Here is an 18,291-nt window from a genome sequence, read left to right on the forward strand (position 1 = left end):
AATGGTTTTAATGGCAGGCTTCGTTGTGTTTTCGATTCTTGTTCTGTATCCCTTCTGGTAGACATTCGTTCTGTCGTTCTCGGATCCGGTGGCGGCTTCGAGCTTAGGATTAAATCTATGGCCTGAACAATGGATCATGGACGCCTATCGATTCGTGTTTGGTTATGGGGATATTATGCAAGCCTATGTCAACACAATTGTTCGTACGCTGGCAGGAACGCTTTTGATACTTGGATTTACCGTGCTGGCAGCGTATCCGCTATCTAAGCGTGATTTGCCGTATCGCAACACAATTACCATTTTCTTCTTAATTGCAATGTTTTTCTCAGGGGGAATTATTCCAGATTACTTGCTAGTGAAGAATCTGGGACTGCTCGACACCAGATGGGCCCTTGTATTACCGTCTGCGGTGAATGTGTTCTACATCATTATTATGAGAAATTACTTCATGACGATCGATAAGGGGATTGAAGAATCGGCGGTCGTGGATGGCGCAAGCTACTTTACGATACTTACGAAAATCATCATGCCGTTGTCCAAGCCCGTGCTCGCTACGATTGCTCTGTGGGCGGCTGTATACCATTGGAATGAATGGTTCCATGCGATGGTGTACATACAGGATTCTTCGAAAACCGTTCTTCAAATCATTGTCAGAGATATGCTGACAGCACTTGATCTCTCGCAATCGTCCAATGCCGGCGCCATCGGCGGCGGAGGGGGAGCGACAGAGAATTTATTGTTGAGCAATGTGCGCGCATCAACAGTCATTATATCCATCGGACCCATCGTTATGGTGTACCCATACGTTCAGAAGTATTTCATCAAAGGCATAATGATCGGTTCGCTTAAGGGATAATCCAAAAGGAGGAGAAGAAAAATGAAGAAGAGAATGCGATATGCCGCGGTGGTTATGCTATCGGCCGCAATAGCGATTACGGGCTGCAGTAATGAGGGCGGACAGAATACGGAAGTGAAAGCTGATCTGACGAAGCTTCCGGAGCCGGGGGATTTCTCGGAGAAACTCACATTGCAGCTATCCGGCTCCATAACGAAAGGGAAAGCCGAGGACGGTAGCTATGTTCAGAAAAGGCTGGAGGAGCAATTCAATATTCAGATTGTGAACACCAAAGTAGATACGTGGAATGCCGATCAAGTCAATTTAATGGTAGCTTCAGGCGACTTGCCTGATACATTCGCCTTTACGACAAGCGGAAAAAATGCGCAACAGCTGTATGATTCCGGATTAACGAGAACGATTCCCAAGGAGATGCTGGAAAAATACGCTCCTCGTTATATGAAGATGCTGTCTGAAAATCCGCCTGGACCCATCATGAACCTGAAGAAAGGCACAGATAATGAATACTTGCAATTAATCGGTCAATACTCCCATGTTGACGGATTGGCTTGGGGACCGACGCTCCGCCTGGACTGGCTGGAGAACTTGGGTATTGAACCTCCGGGCGAGATGAAACCGGTTGGACCGAGCGGCGGGCGCGAAAAGATTCTCTTCACGGAAGGCGCTTATACGATTGAAGAATTAGAAGAAATTTTGAAAGCCTTTACTTTTAATGATCCGGATCAAAACGGAAAAGATGACACTTACGGCCTCCTGCCGGCTAACAATAACTTGAACTGGGCCGGTACGCTAATGGGCAGCTTCGGGATCTATAGAGGCTACAATTTCGTTGAGAATGATAAACTCGTCGTCACCGAGATCTCGCAAAAGTATAAGGAATTCCTGAAATTGATGGCCAAATGGTATGATATGGGTATTATTGATCCGGAGTTCACGACGCTGGACGAAAAACTGGGCTGGGAAAAATACAAGCAAGGTAAAGTCGGCTATTACATTACACAACCTGCATATATCGCAATGGATGACTGGGCCAAAGGAAGAGCGCCTCAAAATATTGTAGAAAACCCGGATTCTACGGCAAAGGTGCTGGCAATGGCGCCTGAGATTGGAAAGGACGGCCAGCAAGGCTTAGGAGCTTATCTGCCTGTTACGAATTTGGCCGATGCGTTCTACGTGTCGAAAGATGTGACCGATGAAGAACTGGCAAGGATTTTGCAAATCTTTGATTATATTAATCATGACGATGAAGCCAGATGGACGCTATACGGTGAAGTGGGCGTTCATTCCAAGTGGGAAGGCGAACCGGAGAAATCTGCTCTGAAAGTGCTTCCGGAATATGCGCAGGAAGAAGGCAACTCCGGATTCTGGGCTTATAATTTCCGCACGTACAGTAAAGAAAGAGTGAAATGGTTCACTTCTGAATATACGCTTAAATTGAAAGATGAGTTCTACGCTCGAGAGGATATTAAAGAGAAGATGCTGATTCGTCCGTACAAATGGGATATCCTGAATGAAACCAACTTGCCAGAGATCTCCAAGCGTTACAGCGGACAACTGAATACGATTGTGGATGAGTTCCGAATGAAAGCGATCGTCGGGGAAATCGATATTGACAAAGAATGGGATAAATATGTGGAAAGCTGGATGAATAATGGCGGGAAAGAAACGCTTGCCGAACTGGAGAAGGCGCCGAAAGTATCTGATCTGTTAGCCGAATAATCAAGCAAAAGGGAGATTGCGCGTATGCCGAACATTGAAACGCAAGCTTTATTTTACCCGAACTTGGCTCAGTCAAGAGCTTACCGAATCCCGTCTATGATTACGACGAATAAAGGAACTGTTATTGCGGGCATTGATGCAAGAATCGTTGACCAGACGGATAATCCGAACCAGATTGACGCTTCTATTCGAAGAAGTGAAGATGACGGTCGAACATGGGGACCTGTGCAAAAACTGGTGTCATTCGCCGGGGAAGGATTGGACGGTGCGGCGGCGATTGATACGGCGCTGCTGCAGGACAGTCATACTGGCACGATCTTCATGCTTTATAGTCACACGCCAGGCGGAATCGGTCTGCGGGCAAGCGAACCCGGTATAGGATTCGACGCGCAAGGTCGCAGAGCGCTGTATGATGAGGAAGGGAACGTATATTTCCTTGAACAGAACGGCGAGGTCGTGGACTCGCAAGGGCAAGCTACCGATTATAAGGTGGATACCGAAGGATATGTGTTCAAGTGTGGCGAGCCTCGGGGGAATATGTATTATAAGAAGGGGATTGATCCGAGAGAGAGTCTGCTCGAAGCGAGAACATCATTTTTGCAAATCATCCAAAGCGATGACGACGGGCTTACTTGGTCGAAGCCAAAAGAATTGAATGGTATGGTGAAAGAGGAATGGATGCGATTCATCGGATCCGGACCAGGCTGCGGCATTCAGTTGAAGCACGGTAATCATGCCGGCCGACTGTTATTCCCGATCTATTTCTCCAACGAGGCGGGGCATCTCTCATGCGCATGTATCTATAGTGACGATCACGGAGTCACTTGGCAACGCGGTGCGTCACCGAATGATGGAAGAGAATTGGACGGCGAAGCGCTCTCGGCGAAGACAATCTCCGAAGGGAAGCAGTACTTGACGGAATCGCAAGTTATCGAATTGCCGACAGGCGAGTTGAAGTATTTCCTGAGGAATCACTATGGTCTTCAACGAACTGCGGTAACCGTGAGCGGAGATGGCGGAGAGACCTGGGGTGAAGTGACGTTCGATCATGCGCTTATCGATCCCATCTGCCAATCCAGTGTCATTCTGTATCCCGATCTGGGCGACGGCAAGGTGCGTGTGCTCTTCTCCAATCCGGCCGATGAGAAGACGCGAGTCAAAGGCACGGTTCGCTTGAGTGAAGACGGCGGGGAGACATGGCCTTACAGTAAAGTGATCGAAGACGGCTATTACGGTTATTCCTGTCTAACGGTGTTGAAGAGCGGAGAAATCGGAGTTCTGTATGAACGTGTATATGACTATAGCGATTGGAATAACATGGACATTCAATTCGGCACCTTCACATTGGATTGGTTAAAATCATAGTTGCTAACCTGGCACTGGCGCGAGAACTCCCCTAACCGGAGTTCCCGCGCTTTTCCATTCTCCTGGTTGAGGAGGAGAATGATGCATGACTCAGGCTAGGGAGGCCATCGCCTTGCGGGCGGCTTCAATCGTGGCGTCGATGTCCGCATCCGTATGAGCGGTCGTCAGGAACCACGCCTCGTACTTGGATGGCGCCAGATTGATACCTTGCTCCAGCATGAGCCGGAAGAAGCGGCCGAATCGTTCGCCGTCGGTGTCCTGAGCCTCGTCATAGTTGGTGACGGGATGGTCGCAGAAGTGCGCGGAGAAGGAGCCGCGAATCTGATTGATCACAAGCGGAATACCATGCACATCCGCCGCCTGCTGCAGACCGCTGGCCAATCGGGACGCGAGCCGGTCCATCCGGTCGTATACGCCCGGCTCTTGCAGCACCTCCAGGCATGCGATGCCTGCGGAGATGGAAGCGGGGTTGCCCGCCATCGTGCCCGCCTGATATGCGGGACCGAGCGGCGCAACTTGCTCCATGACGTGGCGGCGTCCGCCGTAGGCGCCGATCGGCAGGCCGCCTCCGATGATCTTGCCCAGCGCGGTCAGGTCCGGTTCGATTGCCGCATGGTTCTTGAAGGCGCCGAATGTCTGAGCCGAGCCATAGTGGAAGCGGAAGGCGCTGATCACTTCGTCGTAGATGACGAGCGCGCCGGCTTCGCGCGTCAGCTTGCACAGCCCTTCCAGGAAGCCTTCATGGGGCATGACCATGCCGAAGTTGCCGACGATTGGCTCCACCATGACCGCTGCCGTATCGTCGCCCCACCGCTCCAGCGCCTCCTTCAGTGCGTCCAGATTGTTGAACGGCACGGTAATGACCTCATGCGCGATGCTCGTCGGAATGCCCGCGCTGTCGGGAATACCAAGCGTGGAGGGGCCCGAGCCGGCGGCTACGAGCACCAGATCGGAATGGCCGTGATAGCAGCCGGCGAATTTAATAATTTTGCTGCGCTTCGTATAGGCGCGAGCGACTCTTATGGTGGTCATAACGGCTTCCGTGCCGGAATTGACGAACCGCACCTTGTCCATGGAAGGGATGGCTTCCTTCAGCATGCGGGCTAGCTTGATCTCCAGCTCCGTCGGCGTACCGTACAGGGTGCCGTTCTGCGCCGCGCGAATGATGGCTTCCGTAATATGAGGATGGGCATGTCCGGCAATGATGGGGCCGTAAGCCGCCAGATAATCGATGTACCGGTTATCGTCCACGTCCCAGAAGTAGGCGCCTTCGGCCCGCTTCATCGTGACGGGGGCACCGCCGCCCACCGCCTTGAAGGAGCGGGAGGGGCTGTTGACGCCCCCTACGATATGCTCCAGCGCTTGCTCGTATAGCGCGTCCGATGTTGGTCTGTTCATAGTCACGGTATTGAACTCCTTCCGTGTAATTCATTGTTGTTAGTTGGTCGTGCTTCCGCTGTTCCCGTCAGTCCTGCCGCTCTCCCCGTCAGGAGATGCGGACTGTTCCGGCTCCGGCTGCGACTCGTCCTTCGACAGCACTTCTTGCACGTAACCGAGCAACGCATCCTCGCTGCGAATACCGATGACGTCCGAGCCGTTCACTCTCTCTTCCTTGACCAATTCCATTGGCGGAATTTGCGCTGTGCCACCCATATTCATATTCACGCCCAGTTGTCCCAGCTTAAGCATATCGCTAACGGACATATTGGTCTCGATATAAGGGGAGACGCTCTCCAATATTTCCTTCATCCGTATAATGTTCCAGGTGGACTGCAGCTTCTTCGCTACAGCTGTCAAGAAGTTGCGCTGACGCTCCGTTCGGGTATAGTCGCTCAATGCATCGTGGCGGAAGCGGACGTATTGCAGCGCTTTGTCGCCGTCCAGCAGCTGATAGCCCTTCTTCAGATCGATATCGTAGCGGTTCCCGTCCGCATTGTCGCGGTAGCGCATGTCCTTCTCCACTTCGAACCAGACGCCGTCGATCGTATCGACAAGCGATTTGAATCCCTCGAAGTCGGTGTAGATGAAGTACTGAATGTCCAATCCGAGCAAATTGCCGACCGTCTTCATAGCCAGCGGCGGACCGCCGAGCGTAATGGCAGAATTGACCCTGCCTTTTCCGTATCCTTCAATATTCGCATATGTATCGCGCAAGATAGAGAAGAGATGGGCCTTCTTCGTGACGGGATCGATCGAAGCGACCAGCATGGAGTCGGAGCGAGCAGGCTCGCCTTCGGCTGCGTCACGGGCATCTCCGCCCAGCAACAAGACGTTGACGCGTTCCTTGCCTTCCCACTTCGGAATTTCGACAATTTTATCAGGGGCTTGCGTAGGGAATCTCGACTCGTCAGGCGACTTCTGGAAGTTTTCCAATTCTCCGTATATACCTGCGCCCCAATAGACGGCGCCTCCGATTACCAACGCTACAACTACTGAGAGAATAATAAAAAACCATTTCCATTTTGATCTTTTCTTTTTTGACCGCGTACTCATGTTGTGAGCTGGTCTCCTTTCAAAAATGCTTTGTGAAGCTATCGTTTGATTGATTGAAGGCGTAAGGCAAAGCCCAAATAGAATGGAAATCTTTCTGACGATTAGACGCCAAGCAGCTGCTTAAGTTGCATGATGCTTAGAAAGCTTCGGCCTAAAAACATATGGATGGGCGAGTCTCACATGTATATTTACCTTCAATGCTTACAACCAAAACATTTACGCTTTACAAGAAGTAATGTATCATTACATATCATAAAATTATATCGTTAGGCGCGGATGACATGCAAGTTTTATCATATCGGGCCAAATTATATCGCTATTTCCCAGGAAATGTCGAGCGAGAGGAGCTAGAACAGCATCATGCATGCAATTGATGTGAAGGATCTGCGCAAACAATTCAAAGTGCAGAAGAATCGCGAGGGCTTGTCCGGCGCGCTGAAGGATCTATTCAAGCGCGATTATCGGGAAGTGACGGCAGTGAAGGATATTTCATTCCAAATTCCGCAAGGGGAGATATGCGGTTATATTGGAGAAAACGGAGCAGGGAAGTCGACGACGATCAAAATGCTGACGGGCATTCTGGTACCGACGTCCGGCGAATTGAAGGTGAATGGCTTCATTCCTTACAAGGAACGGGAGAAGTTCGTAAACGGTATCGGCGTCGTCTTCGGACAGCGCTCTCAGCTGTGGTGGGATATCGGCGTCATCGAATCGTTCCAGCTGCTGCGCAAGGTGTATCGCGTGCCGGAAGCGGAGTTCAAGAAGCGGCTGGACAACCTGGTGGAACGGCTTCAGTTAGGCGACTTGCTGAATCGTCCCGTCCGCAAGCTGAGTCTGGGGCAGCGGATGCGCTGTGAGCTGGTGGCGTCCCTGCTGCATAATCCGTCCATCCTGTTCCTGGACGAGCCGACGATCGGGCTGGATATCGTCGTGAAGACGGAGATCAGAGACTTCCTGCTGGAGATGAACAGGCAGGAAGGAACCACAATTCTGCTTACGACGCATGATCTGCAGGACATCGAGGCGCTCTGCTCGCGGGTCATCATGTTGGACGATGGACAGATCATATACGACGGCGGGTTGGACGAGCTGAAGACAAGATGGAGCAAGGGGAGAGAGATCCAATTCCAGTTCGGCAGCCACACATCGCTGACGAAGCTGCAGGCGTTGACCGCGGGGCTGGCTGTCAGCTGGACGATTGACAACGATGTGACAGCGAAGATGTTCGTGCCGCATGAAGTCAGCGTATCGGAGGCAATGGGCAGAGTAGTCGGAGGCGCGGAGATCCGAGATATCAAGATTTTCGAGACGAACACAGATGAGATCGTCAGAGGCATCTACCAGACGGGATCGGCCGAAGCGAGCAGCGGAACGGTAGCGAAGCAACCTGCGGAAGCGATGGAAGTCAAGAAGGAGGAAGTGGCGTCGCCATGATGAGCGCTTATCTTGATTTTATCCGTATCCGCTTCCTCATGATGCTGGCCTATCGGGTCAATTATTATAGCGGAATCGTCATCTATGCCATCAATATCGGCGCGTATTACTTTCTCTGGCAAGCGATCTATGGCGATCAGGAGACACTGGCGGGCTTTACGGTGGCGCAGATGACGACGTATATTGCAGTGTCCTGGATGGCGCGCGCCTTCTACTTCAACAATCTGGACCGGGAGATTGCGAATGAGATACGGGACGGCAGCGTCGCGATTCAGATTATTCGGCCTTATAATTATTTACTGGTGAAAATGATGCAGGGCTTCGGCGAGGGCTTGTTCCGCTTGCTGCTCTTCATGGTGCCCGGCCTGTTCATCGTCTGTCTTGTCTTCCCGGTGAAGCTGCCGGAAGAGCCGTTCGTCTGGGCAATTTATCTCGTCATGCTGTTCTTTAGCTTCTTGATCAATTCCCAGATCAACATCTTGACGGGGCTGTTCGCCTTCTTCGTAGAAAATAACGAGGGCATGATGCGCATGAAGCGAGTGATGGTAGACTTGTTCTCCGGCGTCGTCGTGCCGATCGCCTTCTTCCCGGGCTGGCTGTCGGGGATCATGGAATGGCTGCCATTCCAGGCGATCACATACTTGCCCAGCTCCGTCTTCACGGGACGGACGCCGCTGGGCGACGCTGCGAACGTACTGGGGCTGCAGGTGCTGTGGTTCGCACTGCTGCTGCTGCCCATCTGGCTGACATGGCGGGCGGCGCGCAAGCGTCTGTTCGTGCAAGGAGGGTAACAGCGATGAGATACGCATCATTATTTGCGGAATATCTGAAAAACTATGCCAAAACAAGGTTAACCTATCGAGCGGACTTCTGGATCGAGGTCATCTCCGACTTGTTGTTCCAGATCATGAACCTGATCTTCATTCTGGTCGTCTTCCAGCATACGCCGTCGCTCGGCGGCTGGTCGCAAGACGAGGTTGTGTTCGTGTACGGCTTCTTCATGATTCCTTACGGCATCTTCAGCACATTCTTCGGCATATGGAATTTCAGCGAACGTTACGTCGTGAAGGGCGAGATGGACCGGGTATTGACTCGACCGGCACACAGCCTGTTCCAGGTGCTGCTGGAGAATGTCGATCCCCCTTCGCTAATGGGCTCCGCCGTAGGCGCGAGTATTATGGCGATCTGTTGGAGCAGACTGGACTTGCCGTTCCATGTCATGGACCTGCTGATGCTAGTGTTATTCGTCATTGGAGCGGTGCTGATCTACGGAGGGATCTATACAGCGCTTAGCGCGATATCCTTCTACTCTGATTCGCCGACGGGTATCGTGCCGCTCATCTACAACATACAGAATTACGGGCGTTATCCCGTGAATATCTACAACAAGGCGATTCGCTTCATGCTCACATGGCTGCTGCCTTTCGCGTTCGTCGGAGTTATTCCGGCTTCCTACTTCCTGGAGAAGAAGGCGGACGATCTGTCGAATCTGGCGATGCTTACGCCAGTGATGGGCCTTGTCGTCTTCACGCTGGGGCTGGCGCTATGGAACCATGGCGTGAAGCGGTACCGGGGAGCGGGCTCGTAATAGATAACGCGTGCCGCAATGCTCGCTAACTCGCCAGGACTTGCTGCCAATAATCAATAAGCGCGTAAGCGTGGACCTAGAGAGGAGTCTAGTGATGACTATGGAAACAGGGAAAAAAGCGCCGAAGTTCAAGCTTCCGGCGTCAAACGGAGAGACGGTATCGTTAATGGAACTGCGAGGGCAGCATGTCGTCATCTTCTTCTATCCGAAGGACATGACGCCGACCTGCACGCAGCAGGCATGCGATATGCGCGATGCGTACAGCCTGTTCCGGGAGGAGAACACTGTTCTGCTTGGCATCAGCACCGATAGCGTGAAGTCGCATCAGAACTTCGTTGCGAAGAAGGAGCTTCCCTTCCTGTTGCTGGCGGATGAGGAGCACAGCGTATGCGAGAAGTATGGCGTATGGCAGCTGAAGAAGCTGTATGGACGAGAGTACATGGGCATCGTGCGCTCTACCTTTCTCATTGACAAGGAAGGCAACCTCGTCCGCGAATGGCGTAAGGTGAAGGTGAAGGGCCATGCCGAGGAAGTGCTGGCCTCTGTGCGCGAGCTGAACGGGTAAGTTGTTGGTTGCCTCTGAGGCAGCAGGGGCATCAGGGGCAACAGGCGGTCAAGGACAGCCGGGCGCGTCAGAAGCAAGAGGCGATTAAGGACTGGTGAGCGCGTCAGAAGCATGAGGCGATTAAGGACTGGTGAGCGCGTCAGGGGCAGCGGTTGTTCAGTGGCTGCTGCTGGCCTGGCATAAGTGACGGCGATTGTTGAGCGTCAGCCGTTGGCATCATAGTAAACGACTGGATAGCGGCTGACCGCCGACGTCCCTGTTCGCCCTAAATGGATTTGGTGTAACTATTTTGTGCTCCAGTTGTGATATGTGAGTCATGTAATGGATTTCCTACAGTTAATCTAGCGGATAATCGTGCAATTGGTCGAAAACGTGCAAAGTAACTGTAGGTTTTCCATCTAAATTAGCTGAATCTCCGCTTTTACTGCGATATAATGGCATGAAATACAGTTGCTTACCCAAGAAGGGAGCATCCCCATCCAACTAATGCCTTGTGCAAGCCTCCTCGCCCCGCTCCTCATGCAGGCTGCACATATGGTTCTCCGAGAACGCCTCACGCTAGCTCAGTACGAGCAGTGGATCGAGTAAAGTGGTACGCGCAATAGATGGAGTAACGTGGTACGACACTGGAAGAAGTGAAGTGTGACCGCATCCCCACTCGGCAGTACTACCTTCGCACTTGTGCGCATTAGAGTTACCCTGCTTCAGCTCCATACTTTCCAAATTGCAAATCAAGCGGTCCGCCTGTCGATCCGTGCAGAAGCAGTCGCGGCATTCCTTCGTCCGAACGCACGATCTCTCCGAACATGCCGACATATGGAGGCAGCATCTCATCCTCGTTCCGTTCCAATTCTCCTCGCACATACCGTTCTGCTTGCATCTTGTCGTTCCAGAAGGTTACAGCGTCCAAGTGGGCGAATGCAGCGCCTAATTTGTAAAGCAGCCGCTCGCGTTCCTCATTATCATTCGGCGTCTCCTTCACGTATACGACAGTTCCACTCACACCTTCTTCCAGAACCTCGTAGTCCGGCATTTGTCCGTCTGTCATCACCCGCAGCATGTCCTCTCTGCGCTGCAGCTTATCGTTCAACTCCTCCAGCAAATCAACGTATTCTGCCTTCGCTTGTTGAAGCCCCCGATTATCCGCTTCCAATTGTTCGATGTCCAGCAGTGCCTGCTCAAGCATGGATGCCAGCTGTGCATTCGACTCCTGAAGCGCCGACTCTAGCTGTCGATGAGCGGAAGCTATCTCGGTCAATTGCTGTCTGTACTCGCGATCGGATAACAGAAGCCCCGCGCCGAACGCGACAACAATCGTAACGAAGCTGATGATGGCTGTAACACTCTTCTCCAATGGGCAGCCCTCCACTTCACAATAATATCCATCATATACGTTCGCCTGGTGATAAGTGAATCCGATGCGAGGAAAACGTTTCGCCCCAGCCGCGCTTGTAGACGAACAACCAAAATCAAATGTTCCTAATTTCCGTTATTTTCTCTAGTACCGGTGAAAGCCCGTAGTGGACGAGATAATAATCTGCCGACAACGGATCACGCGCGCGGAAGCGGAACGAGAGATGAGGTAACTCTAGTAAATCCTAAGTAATGGCGTGATAGAGGGACGAGCGCAGCCGAATCATCGTGCCGGACAAGCAGTCTAGCAGGTCTAAATGATAGGAAAGCTGGGGAGAATGAAGCTATAGACTATTCCTGTTGTTTAGGAGGCGAGAAGGATATGGTTTCTCCCGATTTTTTGGACAAAATGCGTGAGCGCAATGGTACGGTTTATAAAGTGGAAGACGATCATACCGGTGGGTTGCAGCATTGGCCGGAGGCGCCGCAAGTGCTGCTGCATCGAATGCAGCTGAAGCTGGAGCATGTGCTGCTGGGCAAGCAAGCGGTGATCAGACAGACGATTACAGCGCTGCTTGCAGGCGGGCATGTGCTGCTGGAGGATATTCCAGGCGTAGGCAAAACGGTACTAGCGCAAGGCATTGCGCGAGTGATGGGCGGCGAGTTCCGACGAATTCAGTTCACCTCGGATATGGTGCCCGCCGATGTTATTGGCGGGGTAGTGTTGGAGAGAGGAAGCGGTGAGCTTGTCTATCGACCAGGACCCATTATAGCCAATGTCGTGCTGGCCGACGAGATTAATCGGACTTCGCCGCGCACGCAATCGGCCCTGTTGGAAGCTATGGAGGAGAGAACAGTAAGCATTGAGGGCGAGACGCACAGGCTTCCCGATCCGTTCATGCTTATCGCGACGCAGAATCCACTCAGCTTCCAAGGCACGAGTCCACTGCCGGAAGCGCAGCTGGATCGCTTCCTGATGCGACTTAGCATCGGCTATCCGGAAGCGGACGCTGAGGAGCGTCTGTTGGAGCAATATGCCGAGGGCAATCGGCAGGACCCCGCCCGACTGCGCCCTGTCATCACGCCTCCAGAATGGCTGCGGATGCAGAAGGAAGCGGCACAGACGCATATGCATCATGCGCTTATGGAATATATGGTCAGGGTGGCGGAGGCGACACGCCGATCGCCGGAACTTGCGCTTGGCTTAAGTCCGCGGGCGCTGCGGGATTGGCTGCGTGCTGCACAAGCTGGCGCTTATATGGAGGGTCGAGGCTACGTCATTCCGGATGATCTGCTGGCGACAGCCGAACCGGTGCTTGCGCATCGGCTGGCATTCAGAAGCGGAATGAGTGGAGCCGAAGGAATGCGGGACGGCTCCCTTCTGGCGGCAATCGTGCGCGAGACGCCATTCCCGCGCGAAGCAGGAGCCGGCTTCGGAGGCAGGCGAGCGAGATGAGAGAATGGGATGAGTGGGACGTTGATTATAGGAAGGATGCAGAAAGTGTGTGGGAGAGCGGTCCGCGCTATAGAACCCGCAAGCTGGCCTGGAGCGTCATTGCGGCAGGGTTGCTGGGAAGCTGTGCGGCCGTGCTATTGCGTGGCGGGGCGGTGGAATGGTTCATGCTGGTCGTAATGGGAAGCATTGCGGCGCTTAGCGGGGGCATACCTCTTGCCGTTGCGGGAAGTCTGACCGTGGAGCGCAGCTTGCGCCGTTCGGAGATGATGGCCGGCGAATCCAATGTGTCGACATTGACGGTGCGCTGCAACTGGCCGATTCCCGTTGTGTGGCTGGCCGTGCAGGATGAATATGTGAACGGCAGCGATATAGAATATAAGTCACGTGGGCACTGCGCGGTGGAGACGCCCCTATTCCGGAAGCAATGGGTGGAGAGCTATGAGATGACCACGCTGCGAAGAGGCGAATATGACTTCCAGCCGGTAACCGTGACGGTAGGCGATTGGCTCGGCCTAACGGCGATCAGACGGACGTTCCGATTGGAAGGGAAGCTGACGGTACTGCCTAAGGAGTTGCCGGACTCGTGGATGGATACATTGACGGAAAGTGGGGAATGGGAACTTGGAAGGGGAACGGTGCATGAGAGGCCTTTCCGCAGGATAAGCGGCGATCTCGGCGAAGGCGGGAGCGGTAGAAGCGGTCTTCCATTCATGCATCGACAAGCGGGTTATGGACCGGATACTCGTCCTTATCGGGCGGGCGATTCACTAAGCAGCATCGATTATCGCGCAGCTGCCAGAGGACGCGGTTTATATACGAAGTTGAGAGAGGAAGCGGGAGCCGGCACAATCGCTATCGTCATCGATCAGCGCCGAATTGCGTACGGCGATAATGCGGCGTTATTCGACGCTTGTATCAACTGGGCGATTAAGGCGGTCGACCATGCTTTGAGACGGGGAAGTGATGTTGTTGTTGCAACAGCTGAATGGTCCTGTCGCTTGAGCGCCGATTCCGCCAGAGGAGAGGACGGCAGCATGATAGAGCTGCGCCGCAGACTGGCGAAGCTTCGGGGTGACCGGAAGTCGGCGATGCGCGGCTTGTGGCTCGACGAGAGAAGCGGGCTGCCGGCGGGCTGCCTGATCCAGGTTCACACAGGCGACTGGCAAGCAGCGGGTGATTGGAGAGAGCTGGCAAGGACGATCGGGGAACAGCAATGCAGGCTGCAGCTCCATGTGGCCTCCGGAGAGTCGAAGCTGACGGGCGCGATGCGCGAGGCGGAGCAATCGCTCCGGCATGCCGGAATCGGTGTAATCTGGCGGGCTGTTCATCTTACCGGGGAGGACTCCGCAGGCGGGACGGAGGAAGGAGTGAGAGCATATGCCTTGGGATAAGGAGCTCACGAGTGGCAATGACCGCGATCGGGATATCGGGGGATCGGGGAGCAAGGACCGTGATAAGGATGCTGGGGATGCAGGTGGCAAGAACGACAACAGGGACGATGGCGGGAGTTCAGCGAGGGGAATTGACGGAGGTGCTTCGCATGAAGACGGCGGCGAAGCCTCCCTTCTATATCGGATTGTAACGAGCCTGCTGCTGTTCAGCCTTGTGGCGGAATGGCTGCTGCCATGGTCGAGTACCGGACAATGGACCGTTATCCACCATCCCGAGCCGCTATTGCTTGTCATCGGGTGCACGATGATCGCAGGGCTGTTCAAGCTGCCTTGGGGCATGTCCTTGCCGCTCAATGCCATCATCTGTCTGCTGGCGATGATGCTGCTTTACAAGAGCGCCGGACAATCGGGATTGGATTGGCTTGTCGGCTTTCCGGCCTTGTTGTTCGAAGATGCGGAGCGAATTGTGAATTCCGGTGTATGGGCGATGTCAGGAGAGATGCGAACGCTTATGCTGTTCGCAGGCTGGTCGATGCTGGCTCCGGCGCTGCAAGCGCTTATGTGGCTGCGGCAGACGGCGCTGGGCTTCGCTGTCGTTACGCTCCTGTACTTGATTACGCTTCATATATGGCTGGGGATGGATGTACTGGGAGGCTTGACTCGGGTTGTAGCGGAAGGGCTGCTGCTCACGGCAATGATGACGGTACCCCGGGTGCGCAGAGTGATGGAGGCAGCTTCCCGCGAACCGCAGAGACTCAGCGGACAGTGGGTAGCAGGCTCCATGTTCCTCGTGCTCATGGTTATCGGCTGCTCACTCTTGTTCACAGTGGGGAAGGAGAGGGAGCTGGCGCCGCCCAATTGGACGGTCCCGGTTGTGGATACGCTTAAGCAAGGCTTGTCTGTTCTGGGTGGAGACGGTTCAAGCGGCGTGACAATTAGGGATGCCGGCGCCGTTCCGTTCGGACAGGCGTTGTCGGGATACGGCTTCGACGACAGCAGGCTGGGCGCTCCGCTTGCCAATAGCGATGAGCTGATTTTTCGTGCGGTAACGCCGGTAAGAAGTTATTGGCGGGGCGAAGCGAAGAGCACGTACGATGGGAAAGGGTGGAGCAGCGATGGTGGGGAGCTGTCGCTTCATCCTATCGGCAAGCTGCTGCCGAATGAGCGCGAAGCGATGGCGAGTGCTCCTGAGAAGGAGGATAAGAAGCTGTCAGAGCTTGCGAACCATGGCGTCTGGATTGAACAAACGATACTTATAGAGCGTCCTGAGCCTTCCATGCCCCTGTTCGCCGCAGGCGGGGACGGGCGGGTGACGGATATGACCGCTGTCGATCCCAGACGGAAGCTTGGCAGCTATGTGCGCAATACGCTGCAGGGCTCTCTCTATCCGCCCAGCAGCACCTTGAAGGTGGAGCGCTACACGGTGGAGAGTGCGCTACCTGTTACGGACGAGATGGAGCTACGCCAATTGGAAGGTGGGCAGGAGGAGCAAGGGGAGGAGCGGGACGCGATGGAGCCCGTTCATGACGATGTCATTACGCCATTCCTGCAGCTGCCCGAATCCATGCCGCCGCGCGTCGCGGCGCTGGCTGCCGAAGTGGCCGGAGGCGGTGTAACAAGTCGATACGATCGGGTGAAGGCTGTTCAACAATATTTGAAGACGTCGTACAGCTACTCGATTGAAAACAGCGCAATGCCGGCCGAAGGCGAAGATTTCGTAGACCACTTTCTCTTCATCCAAAGGGAGGGCTATTGCGTTCACTTCTCTACGGCGATGGTAATTATGCTGCGGACGCAAGGGATCCCCGCCCGTTGGGTGAAGGGCTTCACATCCGGCGAACCGGTCCCGGAAGCGGAACCGAAGATGGAAGCGAATGGCTTGTTATCCGACAAGGCGGGGGAGTTGCTCGAGATACGGGGGAAGGATGCGCATGCGTGGGTCGAGGTGTACTTCCCTGGCGCCGGCTGGGTGCCCTTCGATCCAACGCCGGGATTCGACGGCGTTGCCACAGCTTCCAACGCCGCCGCATTGGGAGGGAACGGCACGCTGGCGGCAGCGGGCGGAGCATCCGCTGCCGGTATGGTGAGCGAGCTGAGCCTGGCGGAGCTCGCCCACGGGGGAGTCGCGGCGCTGGCAGCGGCGGCGCGAGGGGCGGAAGCCCTCGCGGCTGCGACGCAGCACGCCGCCGAGCGCGCAGCGGCTTCGCCGGCCGCAGCTGCCGCCGCAGGCGGAGCCGCGCTGGCGCTGATCGTCGCGACAGTGCTCGCGGCGCGGCGTAGCAGGCTGCGCCTACGGCTGGCGCTGCGCCGTTACAGCGCGGCATACGCGCGGCTTGCTACGCTGAGCGAGGTGGGCGGTGCCGCAGGCGGTGCAATCAGCTGCGCAGCGGGCGGCGCAAGAGCGGACGGCGATGAATGCGGCACTGCGTCCGCATCCATCGTTGCCCCGGCCCCGCCAGCCTCTGCAGTGGCTGCACCATGGGGCGCTGCCGGGCCCGCGCTTGAAGGCGCCCCGGAGCACGCCACTCGCGCTAGCGCCGCTGCGGAATTGCCCGCGCGCGGGCTCGCCGTGCCGGCCCCTGCTCGCACCCACACCGCCGTATCGCCGGCGCATGCGTCCGCCCTGGTTGTCGCGCCGGTCTCGCCGCGTGCCGCCGCATCGTCGCCGCGTGCCGCCGCATCGCCACCGCGTGCCGCCGCATCGTCGCCGCGTGCCGCCGCCCTGGCGTCTAGCCGCGCCCGGCTGCCGCGCCGCGGTGCGCTTGGCGAGCAATCTGCCGCCGAGCAGCAGCGAGCGGCGCTCATCGCCGTCGCGGCCGCGCTCTTCGCGCTGCTGCGACGACGCGCGCCAGCCCCGGCGCAGCAGCAGACCGCGCGCGAAGCCGCTTTTGCGCTGGGCGCCGGGCTGCAGCCCGGGCAGCTTGCCGAGCTACTGCGTCTGACGGGCTGGCTGGAGGAAGCCAGCTTCGGCCGCAAGGGCCGCTGGGCGGGTGCGCCATCGCCGGAGGAGCTGCGCGAGACTTGCCGTCGTTTATTGGCGGTCGGAAAGCCAGTCCGGCAAAGCGTGAGGCGGCATGGTTGCTTGCCTGAGGACAGCCACACTTAGCTTATAGTCTGAGACGCTGGAAGATGTTCGTGTTCGATCATATAGCTCATGCGGTAATGTTGTATCTTTATAATCATGTGGCCGCATGAAGACAGTTAACTGGATTTTGTGTCATTAAAAATGCTGTAATCGTCCTTCTCGCTAGCTGCAGATGGAATAAGTACAGTTAAATTAGATCAGATCGCGTAGTAACCCAACATTCGGTCAAATTAGTATCATGAAATCCAGTTAATATGGACAAGTATGCCATTTTGGTATAAATAACAACATGAAATCCATTTGAATAAGCAAGATAGACATCTTGCTCTTCTCGTCAGTTGAATTCGCCTATTTTAATCTCGAGCATTGCTTAAAGACGATGAGTGGTCAGTAGCGGCAGTTGATGGCGGGTGGAATGGTTGTATCGGCTAACAGCAAAGCATTGACCAGATTGATTAACGGAGGGCTTGTGATTGCCCGCTTTCTGCATCGATCACTTCGGCGACGCGCAGGCCGAACTGGAGCGCGCTCTATTAAGCTTGTCCGTACTGTTGAACGGGTTGCTGATTGCTAAAGATTGTTCCATTCCATGTTCAGCTTGGGAGATCGGAAGAAAATGAAGAAGGGGCGTCCCTGTGTCATTTATGACATTTCGGACTCCCCTTCTTCATGTATGCAGATCATAATACTTTGCGATATGAAGAGAGAGTAACTTTGTCACAGCGTATGTATACGCTTGGATGCGTGGAAAAGGTTGCTGGGAGAGAACGTAGTGTAGCTGGCCTACATTGGAGCGCGGAAATTGGGCTGGCGAGCGAAAATAGTGTAGCTGGCCTCAGTAGCGTTGCATAAAAACTAACACAATAATTAATCTGAATTGCCAGAAAATAATTTCCCGTGGACAAAGGCCAAAAACGTTAGGGGTCTTCATGTCAGATAGCCAGTGTCCATTTGGTAATATTTGGTGTCAAAGAGCTGCATTATTG

At 54.7% G+C, this 18,291-nt stretch carries 13 protein-coding genes; 10 read left to right on the forward strand and 3 right to left on the reverse strand.

Going from position 1 to position 18,291, the window contains the following annotated elements:
• Positions 1-175: 175 nt before the first annotated feature.
• The 3 genes from ACFQ2I_RS18420 to ACFQ2I_RS18430 are packed head-to-tail and all read left to right on the forward strand — an operon-like array spanning position 176 to position 3,940.
• On the forward strand, positions 176-856 hold the full coding sequence (locus ACFQ2I_RS18420) for a carbohydrate ABC transporter permease (RefSeq protein ID WP_377566801.1): 681 nt from the start codon (positions 176-178) through the stop codon (positions 854-856).
• 21 nt (positions 857-877) lie between these two features.
• The gene (locus tag ACFQ2I_RS18425) at positions 878-2,575 is read left to right on the forward strand and encodes an ABC transporter substrate-binding protein (protein ID WP_377566803.1); all 1,698 of its coding nucleotides are present in this window, start codon (positions 878-880) and stop codon (positions 2,573-2,575) included.
• Positions 2,576-2,599: 24 nt separating this feature from the next.
• On the forward strand, positions 2,600-3,940 hold the full coding sequence (locus tag ACFQ2I_RS18430) for a sialidase family protein (RefSeq protein ID WP_377566805.1): 1,341 nt from the start codon (positions 2,600-2,602) through the stop codon (positions 3,938-3,940).
• A gap of 90 nt (positions 3,941-4,030) precedes the next feature.
• On the opposite strand, the gene ACFQ2I_RS18435 is transcribed toward ACFQ2I_RS18430, so the two are convergent.
• A complete protein-coding gene (locus tag ACFQ2I_RS18435) occupies positions 4,031-5,338 on the reverse strand; it encodes a glutamate-1-semialdehyde 2,1-aminomutase (RefSeq protein WP_377566823.1) in 1,308 nt (435 codons plus the stop codon).
• 39 nt (positions 5,339-5,377) lie between these two features.
• A complete protein-coding gene (locus ACFQ2I_RS18440) occupies positions 5,378-6,433 on the reverse strand; it encodes an LCP family protein (RefSeq protein WP_377566807.1) in 1,056 nt (351 codons plus the stop codon).
• 360 nt (positions 6,434-6,793) lie between these two features.
• On the opposite strand from ACFQ2I_RS18440, the gene ACFQ2I_RS18445 reads away from it, so the two are divergent.
• The 4 genes from ACFQ2I_RS18445 to bcp all read left to right on the forward strand — a co-directional run bounded on the left by ACFQ2I_RS18445 (position 6,794) and on the right by bcp (position 10,020).
• Positions 6,794-7,867 carry an ABC transporter ATP-binding protein gene (locus tag ACFQ2I_RS18445; RefSeq protein ID WP_377566809.1) on the forward strand — a complete coding sequence of 358 codons (1,074 nt, stop codon included), beginning with the start codon at positions 6,794-6,796 and terminating at the stop codon, positions 7,865-7,867.
• Positions 7,864-8,658, forward strand: a complete 795-nt coding sequence (locus ACFQ2I_RS18450; RefSeq protein ID WP_377566810.1) for an ABC transporter permease — start codon at positions 7,864-7,866, stop codon at positions 8,656-8,658. Before ACFQ2I_RS18445 ends, ACFQ2I_RS18450 begins: the two co-directional genes overlap by 4 nt.
• Positions 8,659-8,663: 5 nt before the next feature.
• Entirely contained in the window at positions 8,664-9,455 is a 792-nt protein-coding gene (locus ACFQ2I_RS18455; protein ID WP_377566812.1) for an ABC transporter permease, read from the forward strand.
• Positions 9,456-9,549: 94 nt separating this feature from the next.
• Entirely contained in the window at positions 9,550-10,020 is a 471-nt protein-coding gene (gene bcp / locus ACFQ2I_RS18460) for a thioredoxin-dependent thiol peroxidase (protein WP_377566813.1), read from the forward strand.
• Between the two features lie 694 nt (positions 10,021-10,714).
• On the opposite strand, the gene ACFQ2I_RS18465 is transcribed toward bcp, so the two are convergent.
• A complete protein-coding gene (locus tag ACFQ2I_RS18465; protein ID WP_377566815.1) occupies positions 10,715-11,374 on the reverse strand; it encodes a hypothetical protein in 660 nt (219 codons plus the stop codon).
• A gap of 381 nt (positions 11,375-11,755) precedes the next feature.
• Between ACFQ2I_RS18465 and ACFQ2I_RS18470 the strand changes: the two genes are divergently transcribed.
• From ACFQ2I_RS18470 to ACFQ2I_RS18480, 3 genes are read left to right on the forward strand one after another with little or no spacing between them, the layout of a single operon-like run.
• Entirely contained in the window at positions 11,756-12,829 is a 1,074-nt protein-coding gene (locus ACFQ2I_RS18470; protein ID WP_377566817.1) for an AAA family ATPase, read from the forward strand.
• A complete protein-coding gene (locus tag ACFQ2I_RS18475; protein WP_377566819.1) occupies positions 12,826-14,220 on the forward strand; it encodes a DUF58 domain-containing protein in 1,395 nt (464 codons plus the stop codon). The genes ACFQ2I_RS18470 and ACFQ2I_RS18475 overlap by 4 nt, the downstream gene beginning before the upstream one ends.
• Positions 14,207-17,326, forward strand: a complete 3,120-nt coding sequence (locus ACFQ2I_RS18480; RefSeq protein WP_377566821.1) for a transglutaminase-like domain-containing protein — start codon at positions 14,207-14,209, stop codon at positions 17,324-17,326. The genes ACFQ2I_RS18475 and ACFQ2I_RS18480 overlap by 14 nt, the downstream gene beginning before the upstream one ends.
• The last annotated feature ends 965 nt before the right edge of the window (positions 17,327-18,291 follow it).

This window comes from Paenibacillus chungangensis (assembly GCF_042675905.1).
GTDB classification, from domain to species: Bacteria; Bacillota; Bacilli; order Paenibacillales; family Paenibacillaceae; genus Pristimantibacillus; species Pristimantibacillus chungangensis.

Coding starts and splice junctions, on each gene's coding strand:
- ACFQ2I_RS18420 (WP_377566801.1), top strand. CDS start 176: ATGCAAGCCTATGTCAACACAATTGTTCGTACGCTGGCAGGAACGCTT.
- ACFQ2I_RS18425 (WP_377566803.1), top strand. CDS start 878: ATGAAGAAGAGAATGCGATATGCCGCGGTGGTTATGCTATCGGCCGCA.
- ACFQ2I_RS18430 (WP_377566805.1), top strand. CDS start 2,600: ATGCCGAACATTGAAACGCAAGCTTTATTTTACCCGAACTTGGCTCAG.
- ACFQ2I_RS18435 (WP_377566823.1), bottom strand. CDS start 5,338: ATGAACAGACCAACATCGGACGCGCTATACGAGCAAGCGCTGGAGCAT.
- ACFQ2I_RS18440 (WP_377566807.1), bottom strand. CDS start 6,433: ATGAGTACGCGGTCAAAAAAGAAAAGATCAAAATGGAAATGGTTTTTT.
- ACFQ2I_RS18445 (WP_377566809.1), top strand. CDS start 6,794: ATGCATGCAATTGATGTGAAGGATCTGCGCAAACAATTCAAAGTGCAG.
- ACFQ2I_RS18450 (WP_377566810.1), top strand. CDS start 7,864: ATGATGAGCGCTTATCTTGATTTTATCCGTATCCGCTTCCTCATGATG.
- ACFQ2I_RS18455 (WP_377566812.1), top strand. CDS start 8,664: ATGAGATACGCATCATTATTTGCGGAATATCTGAAAAACTATGCCAAA.
- bcp (WP_377566813.1), top strand. CDS start 9,550: ATGACTATGGAAACAGGGAAAAAAGCGCCGAAGTTCAAGCTTCCGGCG.
- ACFQ2I_RS18470 (WP_377566817.1), top strand. CDS start 11,756: ATGGTTTCTCCCGATTTTTTGGACAAAATGCGTGAGCGCAATGGTACG.
- ACFQ2I_RS18475 (WP_377566819.1), top strand. CDS start 12,826: ATGAGAGAATGGGATGAGTGGGACGTTGATTATAGGAAGGATGCAGAA.
- ACFQ2I_RS18480 (WP_377566821.1), top strand. CDS start 14,207: ATGCCTTGGGATAAGGAGCTCACGAGTGGCAATGACCGCGATCGGGAT.